Raw genomic sequence first — 13,831 nt, 5'->3', positions numbered from 1 at the left:
TCGACGCCGTCTTCAGTCGCGGCAACGAGCTTGGCCTTGATCTCGGATACAACGTCGATCGAGCTCTGAACAGCGGTGTAGGCCGTGTCGACCTTAGCAGCGCCCATGCCGAGAGCGTCGGAAACAGCCGAAAGTGCGCTGTTGTCAGACTTCATGGTCGTAGCGATCGACCAGTAAGCAGCGTTGTCGGCAGCCTTGCCAACGCGAAGACCAGACGACACAGCGGCCTGCGTGGACGAAAGGTTGCTGTTCACGTTGCGCAGCGTCTGAAGAGCTGCCATCGCGGAGTTGTTGGTGTTAATGCTTGTCATGGATCCGTCCCCGAAATTCGATACCAATGGAGGACATTACCGGACTTCTGTACCGGCAATGACGGTTCGGCTTCATGCCACTTGGTCATTCTGCATTGGGACCAAACCCGTCATGTCGAGAATGAATTTCGCAGCAAAACCTTGAGGACTAATTAATGGCACTCCGCCATTTCCCAAACGAATACAAATGGTTAACTAGTCGTTAAAGCTGGACGTGAACGGTTAACGCGGCTTGTCGGCTCGGCTGTAAAACCCTGCCGCTTCCTGCCTCAGGCAAGGTTCACGTGCCATTCTGCGCCATCATGGCCTCATTGGGTCCGCGGCAAACCGGCCAGCGGCGCCCGATATCTGCCGCGTAAAGAATTGAACGAGGTTTGAACGTGAATCGTGTGGTTTCGTTTTCCGCAGCATCAAAAGACTACCAGAGCGGGCGCTATACCAAGTCGCTCGAGACGCTGAACGCGTTGCTCGCAACGCAGCAGGACGCGAAGACATACGCCTTGCTGGCCCGCACGCTCGTGCAGCTGGGAATGAAGGCCGATGCGGCCATGGCATTCGCGGTGGCGGGCGAAAAGGCGGGGCAAAGCGGCGCGGAATTTTCCCGCAGGGCCGCCCTGCTCTACTTCGAGGTCGGCAATGACGACGAGGCGATCAGGCTCGGCCTGCGGTACATGCTGAAGCAAAGCCTTGATGCGGAGCTCGCCTATGCGCTGGCCTCCATCTACAAGAAGCGCGGCCAGGACGAGCTGCTCAGCCCCTTCGTGAAGGTTCTCTCCGAAAGCAGCAACACCGACCATACCTTGCTTGCGATCCGGCTGCTGAAGAACGATCCGAACGACGAAACCCAGGCGCTGCTGATCCGCAACCTGTTCAAGCGCTTCCCCAAGCTCGTGCCACTGCGTTTCCTCTACCTGATGTTCGCCAGACATGTCAGCGATCTCACCGGTATCAAGCTGCACAAGCAGATCATCGACGAGCTGATCGCGAACGGCCAGACAAGCTTCCTGCACCACGAGAGCGAATTCTATAATCTCCAATGGTGCGGTGACGAGGCGCTCAATCGCCTGACCTCGAGCATGAACAACGCCGTGACGGCCGAGCAGACCGCCGCACGACGGGCAAGGCCGCATCAGTGGGCGGACAAGATCCGCGTCGGCTATCTCTCCAACGACCTTTACGAGCAGCACGCAACCATGAAGCTGATGGGTCGCGTTCTGGAGTTGCACGACAGGGACCGTTTCGAGATCACGCTCTACTGCCACTCGCGCGCGTCGAACCTGGAACACAATACATTCGACCGAAGCCTTTGGGGCCGGGTCGTCGAGGTCGGCGATCTGTCCGACGAGGCGATCGCTCAGCGGATGCGGGCCGACCAGATCGATATCCTGGTCGATCTCAAGGGGCCGACATACGAGACGCGCTATCACGTGTTGAACAAGGGGCCGGCGCCCGTTCAGATCTCCTGGCTCGGCTTTCCGGGGAGCGCCACCAATACGGATGTCGACTACATCATCGGCGACCGGTTCGTGCTGCCCGATTCCTCGCGCCCGCACTATCATGAGAAATTCATCCGTTTGCCGGACACCTACCAGCCGAACGACCCGGTGCGCCGGCCGACACCTGGCTTCGTCGATCGGGGTGAATTCGGCCTGCCCTACGACAAGTTCGTCTTCGCTTCATTCAATGCCAGCCGCAAGATCACGCCGGAGACGGTCGATGTCTGGTGCAACGTGCTTCGCCGCGCGCCCAACAGCGTGCTGTGGATGATGGCGGTCTCGAAGCAGACGGAGGCCAATCTTCGTGAGTATTTCAAGAGCCGCGGCATAAACGCCAAGCGCCTCGTCTTCTGCGGGCATGCGGATTATCACGCCCACATCGACAGGCAGCAGGCGGCCGATCTCGCGCTCGACACATGGCCCTACAACGGCCACACCACGACGTCGGAGCAGCTCTGGGGCGGCTTGCCGGTGCTGACGCTGAAGGGCACCAACTTCGCCTCGCGCGTGACCGAGAGCCTGCTGAACGCGATCGGGCTGCCTGAACTGGTCGCCGATGACGCGCAGGCCTACGAGGACATGGCGGTCGCGCTCTACGAGAACCCCGAGCGGATCGCCGAGTTCAAGCAGACGATCGACGACAACAAGATGATCAAGCCGCTGTTCGACGCGGAACGCTTCTGCCGGCACCTCGAGACAGCCTACGAGATGACAGTCGCCCGCGCGAAAGAGGGGCTTGAGCCCGAGCATCTCGACGTGCCCGCCCTGCCCGTCAGAACCTCACCGTTCTGACCTGGGCCGCGACGGGTTCGCGATCTCTCATAGACACCAAGACAAAAGGCCGGCGATCTGCGCCGGCCTTTTGTTTTGAAAGATGTATGGTGTGTTCGTGCGGCCGCGTATGGCGCTTTAGTTGAAGGATCGAACCAGGCTGCCGACGAGCAGATTCCAGCCGTCGATCAGCACGAAGAACAGGATCTTGAACGGCAGGGAGATCGATGTCGGCGGCAGCATCATCATGCCCATGGCCATGGTAATGGTCGCGACGATCAAGTCGATGACGAGGAAGGGAAGAACGACCAGGAAGCCGATTTCGAAGCCGCGCCGGATTTCCGAGATCATGAAGGCGGGGACGAGCACGCGGTAGTCGATCGTGGCGCCGGTATCGACCGTCTGGCCGCGCTCACGGGCGAGATCGACGAATAGCGCCAGATCCTTGTCGCGCGTGTTGCGCGTCATGAAGGTACGGAACGGTTCGGCGATGCGTTCGACAGCCTGCTGTTCGTTGATCTGGTTCGCCAAGAGCGGCTGAACGCCATCCCGCCATGCCTGATCGAAGGTCGGCTGCATGACATAGAAGGTCATGAACAGCGACAGCGACAAGAGGATCATGTTCGAGGGGGTGGAGGCGAGGCCGAGGCCGGTGCGCAGAATGGAGAATGCGATGACGAAGCGGGGGAAGCTTGTCACCATGATCAGAATGCCGGGCGCGACCGACAGAACGGTCAAAAGACCGAAGGTGCGGATGATCCATGCCGCAACCGAACCGTCTACCGGCAGGTTGAGCAGGTTCGACGGGAGCTGCTGCGCATGCGCCAGCTCCGGGACCGCCATCATGGCAGCCAAGATCACTAGGAATCGAATCATTCGATGACGAAGGTCCTGAACATGACTTTCGATACGCGTCCCTGCGCCCGAAGGTCAACACGCTCCTGAATGTCATCCCTAAGATATTCGAAGCCGCGCGGGCCCTCGATCTGCTGCAGCGAAACGGTCCGGATATAGGCCATGATATCCTGGTGGATATCCTCGGCGAGCTTCACATCCGGCGGGCCGGAGAAAAGCAGCGCCACTTCGAGGCGAACCCAGTTCTCCGAGGGATAGGCGAGGTTCGAGGTGATCGGCTCAAGCTGAACGACGTTGTTGGCTTCCGTCGAGATCTTCTGGAGCCCGGTCTCGCCGGCCTTTGCCGGTTCGGCTGCAGCAGCAGGCTGCTCGGCCTGCTGCGCGGACTTCACGCTTGGCGCGATCATGCCGCCGACGACCCAGCCACCGCCGCCGCCAAGGAGGGTCAGGACGGCGAGGCCGATGATCGTCATCATCATCGCCGACTTCTTCTTCGGCTGGCCCTCGGTGCCTTCTGCGTCTGCCATTTTGCCGGACCTTAGAGTGGCGAGAGGATATCGACGGCCTGCTGGCCGCGCGGCGGCTGCTGCACTTCCATCAGGCGGCCGCGGCCACCATAGGAGATGCGCGCTTCGGCGATCCTGTCGTAGGAGATTTCGTTGTTGGCGGTCACGTCCTGCGGACGCACGATACCGGCGACGTTCAAGATGCGCAGTTCCTGGTTCAGGCGCACTTCCTGCGAGCCGCTGACGACAAGGTTGCCGTTTTCGAGAATGCCGGTGACGACGGCCGCGACCATCAGGTTCAGCTTGTCGGTGCGCTCGATCTTGCCCTTGCCATCCGTGCTCGTGTCGGAACCATAGGTGACGTCGGTTTTCGACGACGGGTTCCAGCCGAGAATGTTGGCCTGCGCGTCCCAGTTCAGGCCGCTGCTGTTGGTGCGGCTGCGGTTCGTGTTGTTTTCGAACGAGCCCTTGTCATTGATCGAGATGTTGACCGTCAGGATATCGCCGACGTTGAGCGCGCGGGCGTCCTTGAACAACGCGGCTTTGGAATCGCTCCAGAGCGAATAGCCCTGGGCGACCTGGCGCGGCTGCTTCGGATACATCGACATCTGCTGCGTCTGGCCGTAGGCAAGACCGCTGCCGATCGGGCTCATGGCGGGCGCACGGCCGATCTCGTTGATCGCCTGCGGGGATTGGCAGCCGGCCAGAATGGCAACAGCGGCAATCGCGACCGGGAAACGCTTTTTCATGAGGGGTCCTTCGACGTATTGGGATCGGACGCGCTGGCGATGATGTTGGCGATGACCGCAGCCTTCTGCGGGTCCATCTCGTTCAGGATCAGGCTCGACTGCGTGGCGTTCAGCCGCATGATCACGGCGGCCGCCACTTCGACCTTCACTTCCTGAAGCTGCAGCGCCGCGGCGTCCGGCTTCATCTTCTTGTAGATATCGGTCAGCCCGGCCTCGGCCTGCTTCAGGAAATCGTTACGACGCTTCAGCCAGTCCTGATACTCGTCGCGGCGCTTCGTCATTTCGGCCATGCGGCTGTCGACGTCGGCCCGGAGCTTGTCGAGTTCCTGCTTCTGCAGCAGGTAGCGCTGGTCACGGGCGGGCTCGGCGATGTTGCTGCAGAACTGCTTGATTTCTTCCTCGGACGTCAGCTCGCCGCCCGCCGAGGTGCGCGCTTCCTGCGCGAAAGCGCCGGGGATGGTCAGCATGACGACGGCGGCCGCGGGCAAGACCAGGCGCTTCGCCAGTTCCGAAACCGTCATGTTCGCAAAAGAGATCTTCGTCATTGCAGAACAAGCTCCGCTTGCAGCGCACCGGCCGACTTGATGCCCTGCAGGATGGCGATGATGCCATCCGGCTTGACGCCGATGTTGTTGAGGCCGGCCACCAGCGTTTTCAGGTCAGGTCCGTCGAGCAGCGCGACATTGCCACCCGTCTGCTGCGCCTGGATATCGGTCTGCGGCTGGACGGCGGTGACGCCGCGCGAGAAGGGCTCCGGCTGAATGACCTGCGGCGTCTCGGTGACCTGCACGGTGAGCGTGCCATAGCTGACGGCGACCGGTGAGACGCGGACGTCCGCGCCGATGACGATCGTGCCCGTCCGCTCGTTGATGACGACCTTGGCCGGCGTATCGGTCTCGACTGCGAGATTTTCGATATCGGCCATCAGGCGCGTCAGGTCCGCTTCGCGGGGCTTCTGGACGACGACTTCCTGCGCATCCTTCGGCTCGGCGACCGGGCCGCCGAACCGCGCGCGGGCGTAGCCGTTGACCACATCGGCGATGCGAACGGCGGTCGAGAAATCCGGATTGCGAAGCTGCAGAACGAGATTGACCGAATCCTTGAAGCGCGAAGGAAGTTCACGCTCGATGATGGCGCCACTTGGGACGCGGCCGGCCGTCGTCACGCCTTCGGTAACGGTTGCGGCCTGGCCCTGCGCCGTGAAGCCGGAGACGACAACCGAGCCCTGGGCAACGGCGTAGATCTGGCCATCGGCACCCGATAGCGAGGTCATGATCAGCGTGCCGCCGCGCAGCGACGTGGCATCACCCAGCGAGCTGACGTTGACGTCGAGCCGGCTGCCGGGGCTTGCGAACGGTGGCAGATTGGCAGTGACCATGACGGCCGCGGTGTTCTTGGCGTTCGACTGGCCGCCCTGCGTGGAGATGCCGAGGTTCTGCAGCATCGCGCGCATCGACTGTTCGGTGAAGGGCGATGCACGGAAGCCGTCGCCGGTCCCCTGGAGACCGACGATGAGGCCGTAGCCGATCAGCTGGTTGTCGCGGCCCGCCTGCAGCGAGGCGATATCCTTGATGCGCGAGCTCATTGCCGACGCCGGCGTGACAGCCAGGACGTTCGGCGCGAGCATTGCGAGTGCGATGAAAAGGCGAAATAGGATCTTCATTTTGCAGCCACGTGTATGGTGCCGTTCGCGAGCACGGTGCCGCTGACGATGACGCCGGAGTCCATGTTGCGGACACGGACCATCTGGCCGGTCATGCCGTCTTCAAGCGGGGAGCCGGCGGCCGAGATTGCCATAGCGCCAACCGTAAAGACCAAGCGGATCGAAGAACCACGTGTAACGGTGTAGGGTTCGCGCAGCGCCGAGACGGAGATCGACTGGCCGGGAAGCAGGGTGCGCTTGGAGATCATGCCGTCCACCTCACGAATGGACTTGGCGTAATCGCCCTGCAGGTTGGGGTTGGTGACCTCGACTTCCTGCAGCTGGGCGCTGGAGATCGTTTCGCCGGGATAGATGATGGTGGTCGGAATGACCGCGTAACCCATGTTGGCGGCGGCAAAAGCCGTCGGCGCCGAAAGAGTCAGGGCCGCAACGAGTGCGGCTTTCGCCCATCCACGAAGATGTTCTACCCGGCAAAACGTCATGTTTCGGCCCTTCCCTGTTACTTCAGGTTCTTGCTGACGATGGAGGCCATTTCGTCGGCGGTGGTGATGACTTTGGAGTTCATTTCGTAAGCGCGCTGCGCCGAGATCAGCTCGGTGATTTCTTTCACCGGGTCGACGTTGGACGATTCCAGGTAGCTCTGCTTGAGATAGCCGTAGCCCGGATCGTCGGGCGTGCCGACAACAGGCTGGCCGGAAGCCGGCGTTTCCTGGAAGAGGTTGTCGCCGAGCGGCTTCAGGCCTGCTTCGTTGACGAAGTCGGCGATCTGCAGCTGTCCGAGAGTCGTGGGCGCTGTCTGGCCCGGCAACACCGCGGTGACTTCGCCGGAGCGGCTGATGGTAAGCTGCGTCGAACCGACGGGAATGGTGATGTTCGGCGCGACGGTGTAGCCGTCGACGGTGACGATCTGGCCGGTCTCGTTCTTGTTGAACGCGCCGGCGCGGGTGTAGAGCGTCGTACCGTCAGGCGCCTGGATCTGGAAGAAGCCACGGCCGATCAGCGCCACGTCGAGGTCGTTGCCGGTCTGTGCCAATTCGCCCTGGATGTGCAGGTTGCGGACAGCCGATGTCTGGACACCAAGACCGATATTGGCGCCCTCGGGCACGATCGCCTGGTTGGCGCGGTTGGAGACGCCCTGGGCGCGTTCGGTCTGGTATAGCAGATCGGTGAACTCGGCGCGGGCGCGCTTGAAGCCTGTGGTATTGATGTTCGCGATGTTGTTCGCGATGACCTCAAGGTTGGTCTGCTGGGCATCCATGCCCGTTGCTGCAATGGCAAGCGCTCTCATGGCTTAATCCTCAAATCAACTACATCTGCATCTTGGTGATTTCGAGGAAGGCCGAAACGACCTTGTCTCGAATGGCAATGGCGGTCTGAAGGGTCTGCTGCGCCTGCATCACGGCATCGACGACTTCGCGCGTGGTCGCGGTGCCCTTGATGCCTTCGAAGGACATGTTTTCAGCGCCCTTGATCGAATTGACGGCGTTGGTGGCCGCGTTGCCGAGGACGGATGCGAAGCTGGCATCGTTGGTGGCGCTCTGCGCCGACGACGAGGCCTGGGACTTGCCGAGATCGACGCCGCTCAGATCGCGCGTGATCGACAGGGAGCTGAGGCTGTTTACGCTGTTAATCATTATTGGCTCTTCAGAAGGTCGATGGTCGACGTGATCAGATCGCGGGACTGCTTGATGGTCTGCAGGTTGGCGTCGTAGGAGCGGTTAGCTTCGCGCATGTCGGCCATTTCGACCAGCATGTTGACGTTGGGAAGCTTGACCACGCCCTGAGCGTCCGCGGCGGGATTGTTGGGGTCGAATTCGGTGCTGAACTTCGACTGATCGACGCCCAGCTTCTTGACGTTGACGGTGGTGACGCCATTGGCGCGATCGACCGCTTCGCCGAAGGTAATCGTCTTGCGGCGGTAGGGATCAGCGCCGGGGGTGTCGCCCGTGGAGCGCGAGTTGGCGATATTTTCGGACACGATACGCAGGCGCGTCGATTGCGCCTCGAGACCCGAACCAGCGATTTTCATTGCTGCAGACAAAGGATCCATGATCTTAGCTCTTCACCGTCATAAGCATCATTCGGTTGAAAGACCCCACCAGCGAGGTGTTCAGCTCATACTGGCGCTTGATTTCGCCAGACTTGGAGAGCTCCTCGGCCAGACCGACCGTGTTGCCCGATTCCTGCACGCCCATTTCCTCATCCAGCGCCGCATCCTTGATGTCGATGTCGTTCTTGGTGCTGAGATCGTTGCCGCTCAGATGCGCGGCATTGGTCCGCGCCATGGCAACGTCCGAATGGTCGAGAACGGCCTGGAACGGCGTGATGTCCTTGGCGCGATACTTTGGCGTGTTGGCGTTCGCGATGTTGCCGGCAACGACTTCCTGACGAATCGTCAGCCATTCCGCCTGCCGCGAGGCCAAGTCGAACAGTTGAATCGGTTGCATGGAACTCTCCTTTTTACTGCCGTGAACCTAGGTGGGTAATCTTGCGTCAGACTTACGGAGAATGCGTTCTTGCTTCATAAGGGCGAGCCGGCATCGGCGGAGACGAAAAAGGCTCCACCGCGGGTGCGGAGGAGCCTTGGAAACCGGCATTTCCCGAAATCGGCTATGTCAGTAGACCTCGCCTTTGGAGGTGATGATCACCCACTTGCCGTCGCGCTGCTCGAGTGTCGCGAGGCGGCTCTCATCCGGCAGGATCGAGCCCACGCGAACGACGTACATGCCCGATGTGTCCTCGATCAGCGCGCGGCCGTTGGCGACATGCAACAGGCGGAAAGCCGACTTGCCGGGGAACGGCTGCTCTTCGGCAGGCGCACCCTTGTTGTCTTCCTTGCCGATGGAGGAGACCGTTGCCGTCGTCAGCGGATCGACCGGGACCTCCGGCTTTACTTCCGGCGGGTTCTTGTTGGCCATCGCCAGCGGCGAAACGCTGAAGACATTGCGCGCCGGCCAGTTCGGCAGGTCGCGCGTGCGGTCGCCCTCGGCGACATTGATGCCGAACTTGTTTTCGTTGAAGAACACGTACCACGGAAAAATCGCGGAAGCACCGGCGAGCAGCAGGCCCGCGACCGTGAGAACGCGATCGTTGAACGTCGACCTGCGACGGCCCTGCGGCTTCAGCGGCGGAATCTTTTCGTCATCGTCGAAATCGGTCACGTGTGGTCTTTCTATCTTCAAGCGTCGGCTATCTTCTAATTCGGCTATCTGCGCACCGGCTGATTGCCGATACCGGCAGCCGCCTTCAGGGCTCCCGCCAGATCGGCGAAGGAATCCGGGGATGGCTGATCGCCGGGCGATTGCTTCAATACGTCGTAAATGATGGGCACCTGCTTCACCGCCATGTCGAGATCCGGATCGGCGCCCTGCCGGTAGCCGCCGATCAGGCGAAGGTCGCGGGTTTCCTCGTAACGGTGAACCAGCGCCTTGAGACGCGAGACCAGCTTCTCCTGATCCGGCGTCCAGGCCTTGCGGGCCAGACGCGAGATCGAGGCGAGCGGATCGATCGGCGGATAGCGGCCCTCGTCGGCGAGGCTGCGCTGGAGCACCAGGTGGCCGTCGAGAATGCCGCGGGTGGAGTCGGCGATCGGATCGTTGTGATTGTCGCCATCGACGAGGATCGAGATGATGGCCGTGATGGTGCCCGTGCCCTCGGGGCCGGGGCCGGCGCGCTCAAGAAGGCGCGGCAGTTCTGTGAAGACGGATGCCGGATAGCCGCGCGCGATCGGCGGTTCGCCGGAGGCGGTCGCGACTTCGCGGATGGCGTGTGCGAAACGCGTGACGCTGTCGACGATCAGGAGCACGTTGTCGCCCTGGTCGCGAAAATGCTCGGCGATGGTGATCGCCGTCAGCGGCGCCATCTTGCGCAGCATCGGGCTTTCGTCGCTGGTCGCCACGACCACGACCGATTTCTGCATGTCGGCGCCGAGCGTATCCTCGATGAATTCGCGAACCTCGCGGCCACGTTCGCCAACCAGCGCGATCACGACCTTGTCGAATGCGTCCGCGCGCGCAAGCATGGAGAGCAGCGTCGACTTGCCGACGCCCGAGCCGGCGAAAATGCCGAGGCGCTGGCCGAGGCACAGCGGCGAGAAGATGTCGATCGCGCGCACGCCGGTCTTGAAACCCTTCTCGACACGCTGGCGTGTCATCGACGGCGGTGCGGTGTTGGAGATCGAGCGGCGCTTCAGTCCCTCGACAACAGGTCCCTTGCCGTCGATCGGCTCGCACAGCGAGCTGATGGTCCGGCCGCACCAGCTATCCGACGGCGCGATGCGGAAGGCACCCTTGCGGATGACGGTGTCATGGATACCGATCGGTTCGCCCGGCTCGATGGGGCAGACATAGGCAAGATCCGGCTCGACGCGAACGACCTCACCAAGATGCACGCCCGTTGAAGACTTGTGGGCGACGAACTCTCCCAAGCGCAGATGGCGCGAGAGACCCGTGACCGTATAGTGACCGGTCGCGATCGTCTGCACATGGCCGCCGGGCGCGATCATGAAATCGGGATTGGCGTATCGTGCCGAAAGCGCTTCGAGATGGGTGAGCTTCTTGGAAAGCGCCGCCTCGGTCAGCTGTTCATTGCCCATGGGTCAAACCTTCCGCTTACCGGCTGCCACCAAGCGTCTTGATGGCTTCGCCGAAGGAAGATTCGCTGTCCTTGGTGAGCGAGGTCATGCTTTCGAAGGCACGGTTGACCTCGATCAGCTGGGTGATTTCGCGCATCGCGTTGACGTTCGAATTTTCGAGATAACCCTGCTGGACGCCGACATTGAAGCGGTCGGTGACGGCAGTCGGCGTCTGGGTGGTCATGATGCCGCTGTTTTCGTAACGGAGATAACCCTTGGAAATGTCAGCCTCGAAGAGGCCCAGCGAGGCGACCTGCCGGTTGTTCTGATAGATCATGCCGTCGGCGCCAACCTTCGGCTCGCCAGCGGTTCTGTCGAGCATGATCGGCGCGCCGCCGGTGTCGAGTACCGGATATCCGCGCACGGAGACCAGCTCGCCGGTGTCGGTCAGCGTGAAGCGACCGTCCTTGGTGAGAACCCGGCCTGCCGGCGTGTTGAGCGAGAACCAGGCATCGCCCTTGATCGCGAAATCGAGCATGTTGCCGGTGTGGTTCATTTCACCATTGTCGGAGGACAGGTAGTCGTTGCCTTGCGAGACGTATGCGATCTTCGCGTTGAGCTTGTTGTCGGTCTCGCCAATCAGCTGGTTGAACTTGACCTCGGTGCCGCGAAAGCCTGTTGTGTTCACGTTTGCCAGGTTGTCCGCGATGGTGTCGAGGCGACGCATAAGTGCCATCTGCGACGACAGCGAAACATAAAGACCGGATTGCATCGGGGTAGGCTCCTGGCATTGGCGATGAACGTTACGAAACCCGGGCGTTTATAGTGTGTTCGACCCCGATCCCGCTGAGGCGGCATCTCAGACATGGGCATGGTGACCCATTCGTCATCCGTAGATTGTCAGCAAATCCTTGCGCGAAGCTGGCATCTGAAATGCTTGGCAAAAAGCTTGCCGCAAAGCTTAATCGTCAAGGCGAGGATCAGCCTCACGCAAGCCAGCCCTCCTATCCCTTCGGTTGAAAATAACGATCAGGTTTGGACTGGCGATGAATATCATTATCGGATTTGTGATTGTCTGCGGCTGTATCGTCGGCAGCTTCATGGCCATGGGCGGTCACATCGACGCGCTCTGGCAGCCCTTCGAGCTCGTCATCATCGGCGGCGCCGGCATCGGCAGCTTCATCATGGCCAACCCCATGAAGGTCGTGAAAGACTCGGGCAAGGCGCTTGGGGAAGCCTTCAAGCATTCGGTTCCGAAGGAGCGCAACTACCTCGATACGCTCGGCGTTCTCTATTCGCTGATGCGCGACCTGCGCACGAAGTCGCGCAACGAGATCGAAGCCCACATCGACAATCCGGCCGAATCGTCGATCTTCCAGTCCGCGCCGACGATCCTGAAGAACAAGGAAATCACCGCGTTCATCTGCGACTACGTTCGTCTCATCATCATCGGCAACGCTCGCAGCCACGAGATCGAAGCGTTGATGGACGAAGAGATCAACACGATCCTTCACGACAAGATGAAGCCCTATCACGCCATCCAGACGATGGGCGACGCCTTCCCGGCAATCGGTATCGTCGCGGCCGTTCTCGGCGTCATCAAGGCCATGGCGCACATCAACGATTCGCCTGAAGTTCTCGGTCACCTGATCGGCTCGGCGCTCGTCGGCACCTTCCTCGGCATTCTCTTGTCCTATTGCGTGTGCTCGCCGATCACCTCGCAGATCAAGATCGTGCGTTCCAAGCAGCACCGCCTCTACGTCATCGTCAAGCAGACGCTGCTTGCCTACATGAACGGCTCGGTTCCGCAGGTTGCTCTCGAATACGGCCGCAAGACGATCTCCGCCTACGAGCGTCCTTCTATCGACGCCGTCGAGCAGGAAATGATGAACCCCGGTGGTGAGAACAAGGCGGCCTAAACGGACATGAACGCTCTACTCCAGAAACCAGTGATGGACGACGCGCTGCTCGCGAAGCTGACAGGCAGGCTGGGCGACAAGGCGACGGTGGAAAAGCTCTGCGCCGCCTTCGGCGACGTCTACCGGGTGTTTCTCCCCGATGTCATCAAGAGCGAGACCGACCTCGACGTGCAGGTCAACTATCTCGGCTGCCACGCCGGCTACAAGCACGACCTGGTCGCCGATCTCGGAGAGAGCGTCACGCTCGTCGATGGATCGCTTCGCAACTGGTCGACCGACTTCACGCTGTCCTGCGGCAACGGCTTCGTCATCACGCTGATGGAGCATCTGCTTGGCGCATCGCCCGAGACGGTGGAGCAGCCGGCGGATCGCCTGCTCTCCATCATCGAGCTGGAACTGGCCGTCACCGTGTTCGAGAAGATCGCCAACGTGCTGCGCTCGGCTGTCAACGCGCCAGGCGGGTTCGAGCCTAGCCTCGAGCCTCCACACGCTGCCGAGACCCGCCTGAAGGCTCCGGACGACAAGCCGGATGAATTCGCGGCCGCGATCAACATGTCGATCACGCTGTCAGGCATCACATCGGAATTTTCGCTGATCGTTCCCCAGGCGGCGCTCTTGAAGACGACCGTTGTCGTGCCGCGCGCAAAGAACGCATCGGCCAATTCGTCGGAATGGACGGAGCAGATGAGCGAGCAGGTTCGCCGCTCGCAGGTGACGCTGGAAGCAAAAGTCCGCCTTCAGGAGCTAACGCTGCGCACCATCTCCAAGCTCGCGGCCGGCGACGTCATTCCCTTCCTCGACAGCGGTGACGTCCGCGTCGATGTCAGTGCCAACAGCAAAGAACTCTACGTATGCGAATTGGGACGCTCGGGCGAGAATTATACCGTCCGGGTGAAGGATACGATCAACTCGGATGACGACCTCATCCGCTACTTAATGAATTAACCGATTTCGGCCCCTGCCCCCAAAGGCAGGTTGAGGCAAGTTT

The 13,831-nt window shown here is 61.1% G+C and carries 16 protein-coding genes and 1 pseudogene; 3 read left to right on the top strand and 14 right to left on the bottom strand.

Annotation, left to right across the window (positions count from 1 at the left end; translation table 11 throughout):
* Positions 1 to 311, bottom strand: a pseudogene (locus tag D460_RS32865) (flagellin); the annotation flags it as partial.
* Positions 312 to 691: 380 nt separating this feature from the next.
* Between D460_RS32865 and D460_RS0110165 the strand changes: the two are divergent.
* Entirely contained in the window at positions 692 to 2,599 is a 1,908-nt protein-coding gene (locus D460_RS0110165) for a glycosyl transferase (RefSeq protein WP_026282993.1), read from the top strand.
* A 117-nt stretch (positions 2,600 to 2,716) separates the two neighbouring features.
* Here D460_RS0110165 and fliP read toward each other — a convergent pair whose 3' ends face one another.
* From fliP to flgF, 13 genes are all read right to left on the bottom strand, one after another.
* Entirely contained in the window at positions 2,717 to 3,454 is a 738-nt protein-coding gene (fliP, locus tag D460_RS0110160; protein ID WP_018898436.1) for a flagellar type III secretion system pore protein FliP, read from the bottom strand.
* Positions 3,451 to 3,960 carry a flagellar basal body-associated FliL family protein gene (locus tag D460_RS0110155; RefSeq protein WP_018898435.1) on the bottom strand — a complete coding sequence of 170 codons (510 nt, stop codon included), beginning with the start codon at positions 3,958 to 3,960 and terminating at the stop codon, positions 3,451 to 3,453. Before D460_RS0110155 ends, fliP begins: the two co-directional genes overlap by 4 nt.
* Before the next feature lie 11 nt (positions 3,961 to 3,971).
* Positions 3,972 to 4,688: a flagellar basal body L-ring protein FlgH gene (gene flgH, locus D460_RS0110150; RefSeq protein ID WP_018898434.1), complete on the bottom strand. Its 717-nt coding sequence runs from the start codon at positions 4,686 to 4,688 to the stop codon at positions 3,972 to 3,974.
* The gene (locus D460_RS0110145) at positions 4,685 to 5,233 is read right to left on the bottom strand and encodes a MotE family protein (protein WP_018898433.1); all 549 of its coding nucleotides are present in this window, start codon (positions 5,231 to 5,233) and stop codon (positions 4,685 to 4,687) included. The genes flgH and D460_RS0110145 overlap by 4 nt, the downstream gene beginning before the upstream one ends.
* Entirely contained in the window at positions 5,230 to 6,351 is a 1,122-nt protein-coding gene (locus tag D460_RS0110140) for a flagellar basal body P-ring protein FlgI (RefSeq protein ID WP_018898432.1), read from the bottom strand. The genes D460_RS0110145 and D460_RS0110140 overlap by 4 nt, the downstream gene beginning before the upstream one ends.
* Entirely contained in the window at positions 6,348 to 6,833 is a 486-nt protein-coding gene (gene flgA, locus D460_RS0110135; protein WP_018898431.1) for a flagellar basal body P-ring formation chaperone FlgA, read from the bottom strand. Before flgA ends, D460_RS0110140 begins: the two co-directional genes overlap by 4 nt.
* A gap of 17 nt (positions 6,834 to 6,850) precedes the next feature.
* On the bottom strand, positions 6,851 to 7,639 hold the full coding sequence (flgG, locus tag D460_RS0110130; protein ID WP_026282992.1) for a flagellar basal-body rod protein FlgG: 789 nt from the start codon (positions 7,637 to 7,639) through the stop codon (positions 6,851 to 6,853).
* 19 nt (positions 7,640 to 7,658) lie between these two features.
* Positions 7,659 to 7,985, bottom strand: coding sequence for a flagellar hook-basal body complex protein FliE (locus D460_RS0110125; RefSeq protein ID WP_018898429.1), 327 nt, complete (start codon positions 7,983 to 7,985; stop codon positions 7,659 to 7,661).
* Positions 7,985 to 8,401: a flagellar basal body rod protein FlgC gene (gene flgC / locus D460_RS0110120; RefSeq protein ID WP_026282991.1), complete on the bottom strand. Its 417-nt coding sequence runs from the start codon at positions 8,399 to 8,401 to the stop codon at positions 7,985 to 7,987. Before flgC ends, D460_RS0110125 begins: the two co-directional genes overlap by 1 nt.
* A gap of 4 nt (positions 8,402 to 8,405) precedes the next feature.
* Positions 8,406 to 8,798 (bottom strand): flagellar basal body rod protein FlgB, encoded by a 393-nt coding sequence (gene flgB, locus D460_RS0110115; protein WP_018898427.1) that lies wholly within the window; start codon positions 8,796 to 8,798, stop codon positions 8,406 to 8,408.
* A 168-nt stretch (positions 8,799 to 8,966) separates the two neighbouring features.
* Entirely contained in the window at positions 8,967 to 9,512 is a 546-nt protein-coding gene (locus D460_RS0110110) for a hypothetical protein (protein WP_018898426.1), read from the bottom strand.
* Between the two features lie 44 nt (positions 9,513 to 9,556).
* Positions 9,557 to 10,945 carry a flagellar protein export ATPase FliI gene (gene fliI / locus D460_RS0110105; protein WP_018898425.1) on the bottom strand — a complete coding sequence of 463 codons (1,389 nt, stop codon included), beginning with the start codon at positions 10,943 to 10,945 and terminating at the stop codon, positions 9,557 to 9,559.
* 16 nt (positions 10,946 to 10,961) lie between these two features.
* A complete protein-coding gene (gene flgF / locus D460_RS0110100; protein ID WP_018898424.1) occupies positions 10,962 to 11,696 on the bottom strand; it encodes a flagellar basal-body rod protein FlgF in 735 nt (244 codons plus the stop codon).
* Positions 11,697 to 11,970: 274 nt separating this feature from the next.
* Between flgF and motA the strand changes: the two genes are divergently transcribed.
* Both motA and D460_RS0110090 read left to right on the top strand, forming a co-directional pair.
* On the top strand, positions 11,971 to 12,843 hold the full coding sequence (motA, locus tag D460_RS0110095) for a flagellar motor stator protein MotA (RefSeq protein ID WP_018898423.1): 873 nt from the start codon (positions 11,971 to 11,973) through the stop codon (positions 12,841 to 12,843).
* Positions 12,844 to 12,849: 6 nt separating this feature from the next.
* Positions 12,850 to 13,788, top strand: coding sequence for a FliM/FliN family flagellar motor switch protein (locus D460_RS0110090; RefSeq protein WP_026282990.1), 939 nt, complete (start codon positions 12,850 to 12,852; stop codon positions 13,786 to 13,788).
* Positions 13,789 to 13,831: the final 43 nt, after the last annotated feature.

The organism is Rhizobium sp. 2MFCol3.1 (assembly GCF_000377565.1).
Taxonomy (GTDB): Bacteria; Pseudomonadota; Alphaproteobacteria; order Rhizobiales; family Rhizobiaceae; genus Rhizobium.
The sequence above is the reverse complement of the archived record's forward strand: the minus strand, read 5'-3'. Positions and strand labels throughout refer to the sequence as shown.

Coding starts and splice junctions, on each gene's coding strand:
- flgB (WP_018898427.1), bottom strand. CDS start 8,798: ATGCAACCGATTCAACTGTTCGACTTGGCCTCGCGGCAGGCGGAATGG.
- flgF (WP_018898424.1), bottom strand. CDS start 11,696: ATGCAATCCGGTCTTTATGTTTCGCTGTCGTCGCAGATGGCACTTATG.
- D460_RS0110090 (WP_026282990.1), top strand. CDS start 12,850: ATGAACGCTCTACTCCAGAAACCAGTGATGGACGACGCGCTGCTCGCG.
- fliI (WP_018898425.1), bottom strand. CDS start 10,945: ATGGGCAATGAACAGCTGACCGAGGCGGCGCTTTCCAAGAAGCTCACC.
- flgC (WP_026282991.1), bottom strand. CDS start 8,401: ATGGATCCTTTGTCTGCAGCAATGAAAATCGCTGGTTCGGGTCTCGAG.
- flgA (WP_018898431.1), bottom strand. CDS start 6,833: ATGACGTTTTGCCGGGTAGAACATCTTCGTGGATGGGCGAAAGCCGCA.
- flgG (WP_026282992.1), bottom strand. CDS start 7,639: ATGAGAGCGCTTGCCATTGCAGCAACGGGCATGGATGCCCAGCAGACC.
- motA (WP_018898423.1), top strand. CDS start 11,971: ATGAATATCATTATCGGATTTGTGATTGTCTGCGGCTGTATCGTCGGC.
- D460_RS0110125 (WP_018898429.1), bottom strand. CDS start 7,985: ATGATTAACAGCGTAAACAGCCTCAGCTCCCTGTCGATCACGCGCGAT.
- fliP (WP_018898436.1), bottom strand. CDS start 3,454: ATGATTCGATTCCTAGTGATCTTGGCTGCCATGATGGCGGTCCCGGAG.
- D460_RS0110140 (WP_018898432.1), bottom strand. CDS start 6,351: ATGAAGATCCTATTTCGCCTTTTCATCGCACTCGCAATGCTCGCGCCG.
- D460_RS0110145 (WP_018898433.1), bottom strand. CDS start 5,233: ATGACGAAGATCTCTTTTGCGAACATGACGGTTTCGGAACTGGCGAAG.
- D460_RS0110155 (WP_018898435.1), bottom strand. CDS start 3,960: ATGGCAGACGCAGAAGGCACCGAGGGCCAGCCGAAGAAGAAGTCGGCG.
- flgH (WP_018898434.1), bottom strand. CDS start 4,688: ATGAAAAAGCGTTTCCCGGTCGCGATTGCCGCTGTTGCCATTCTGGCC.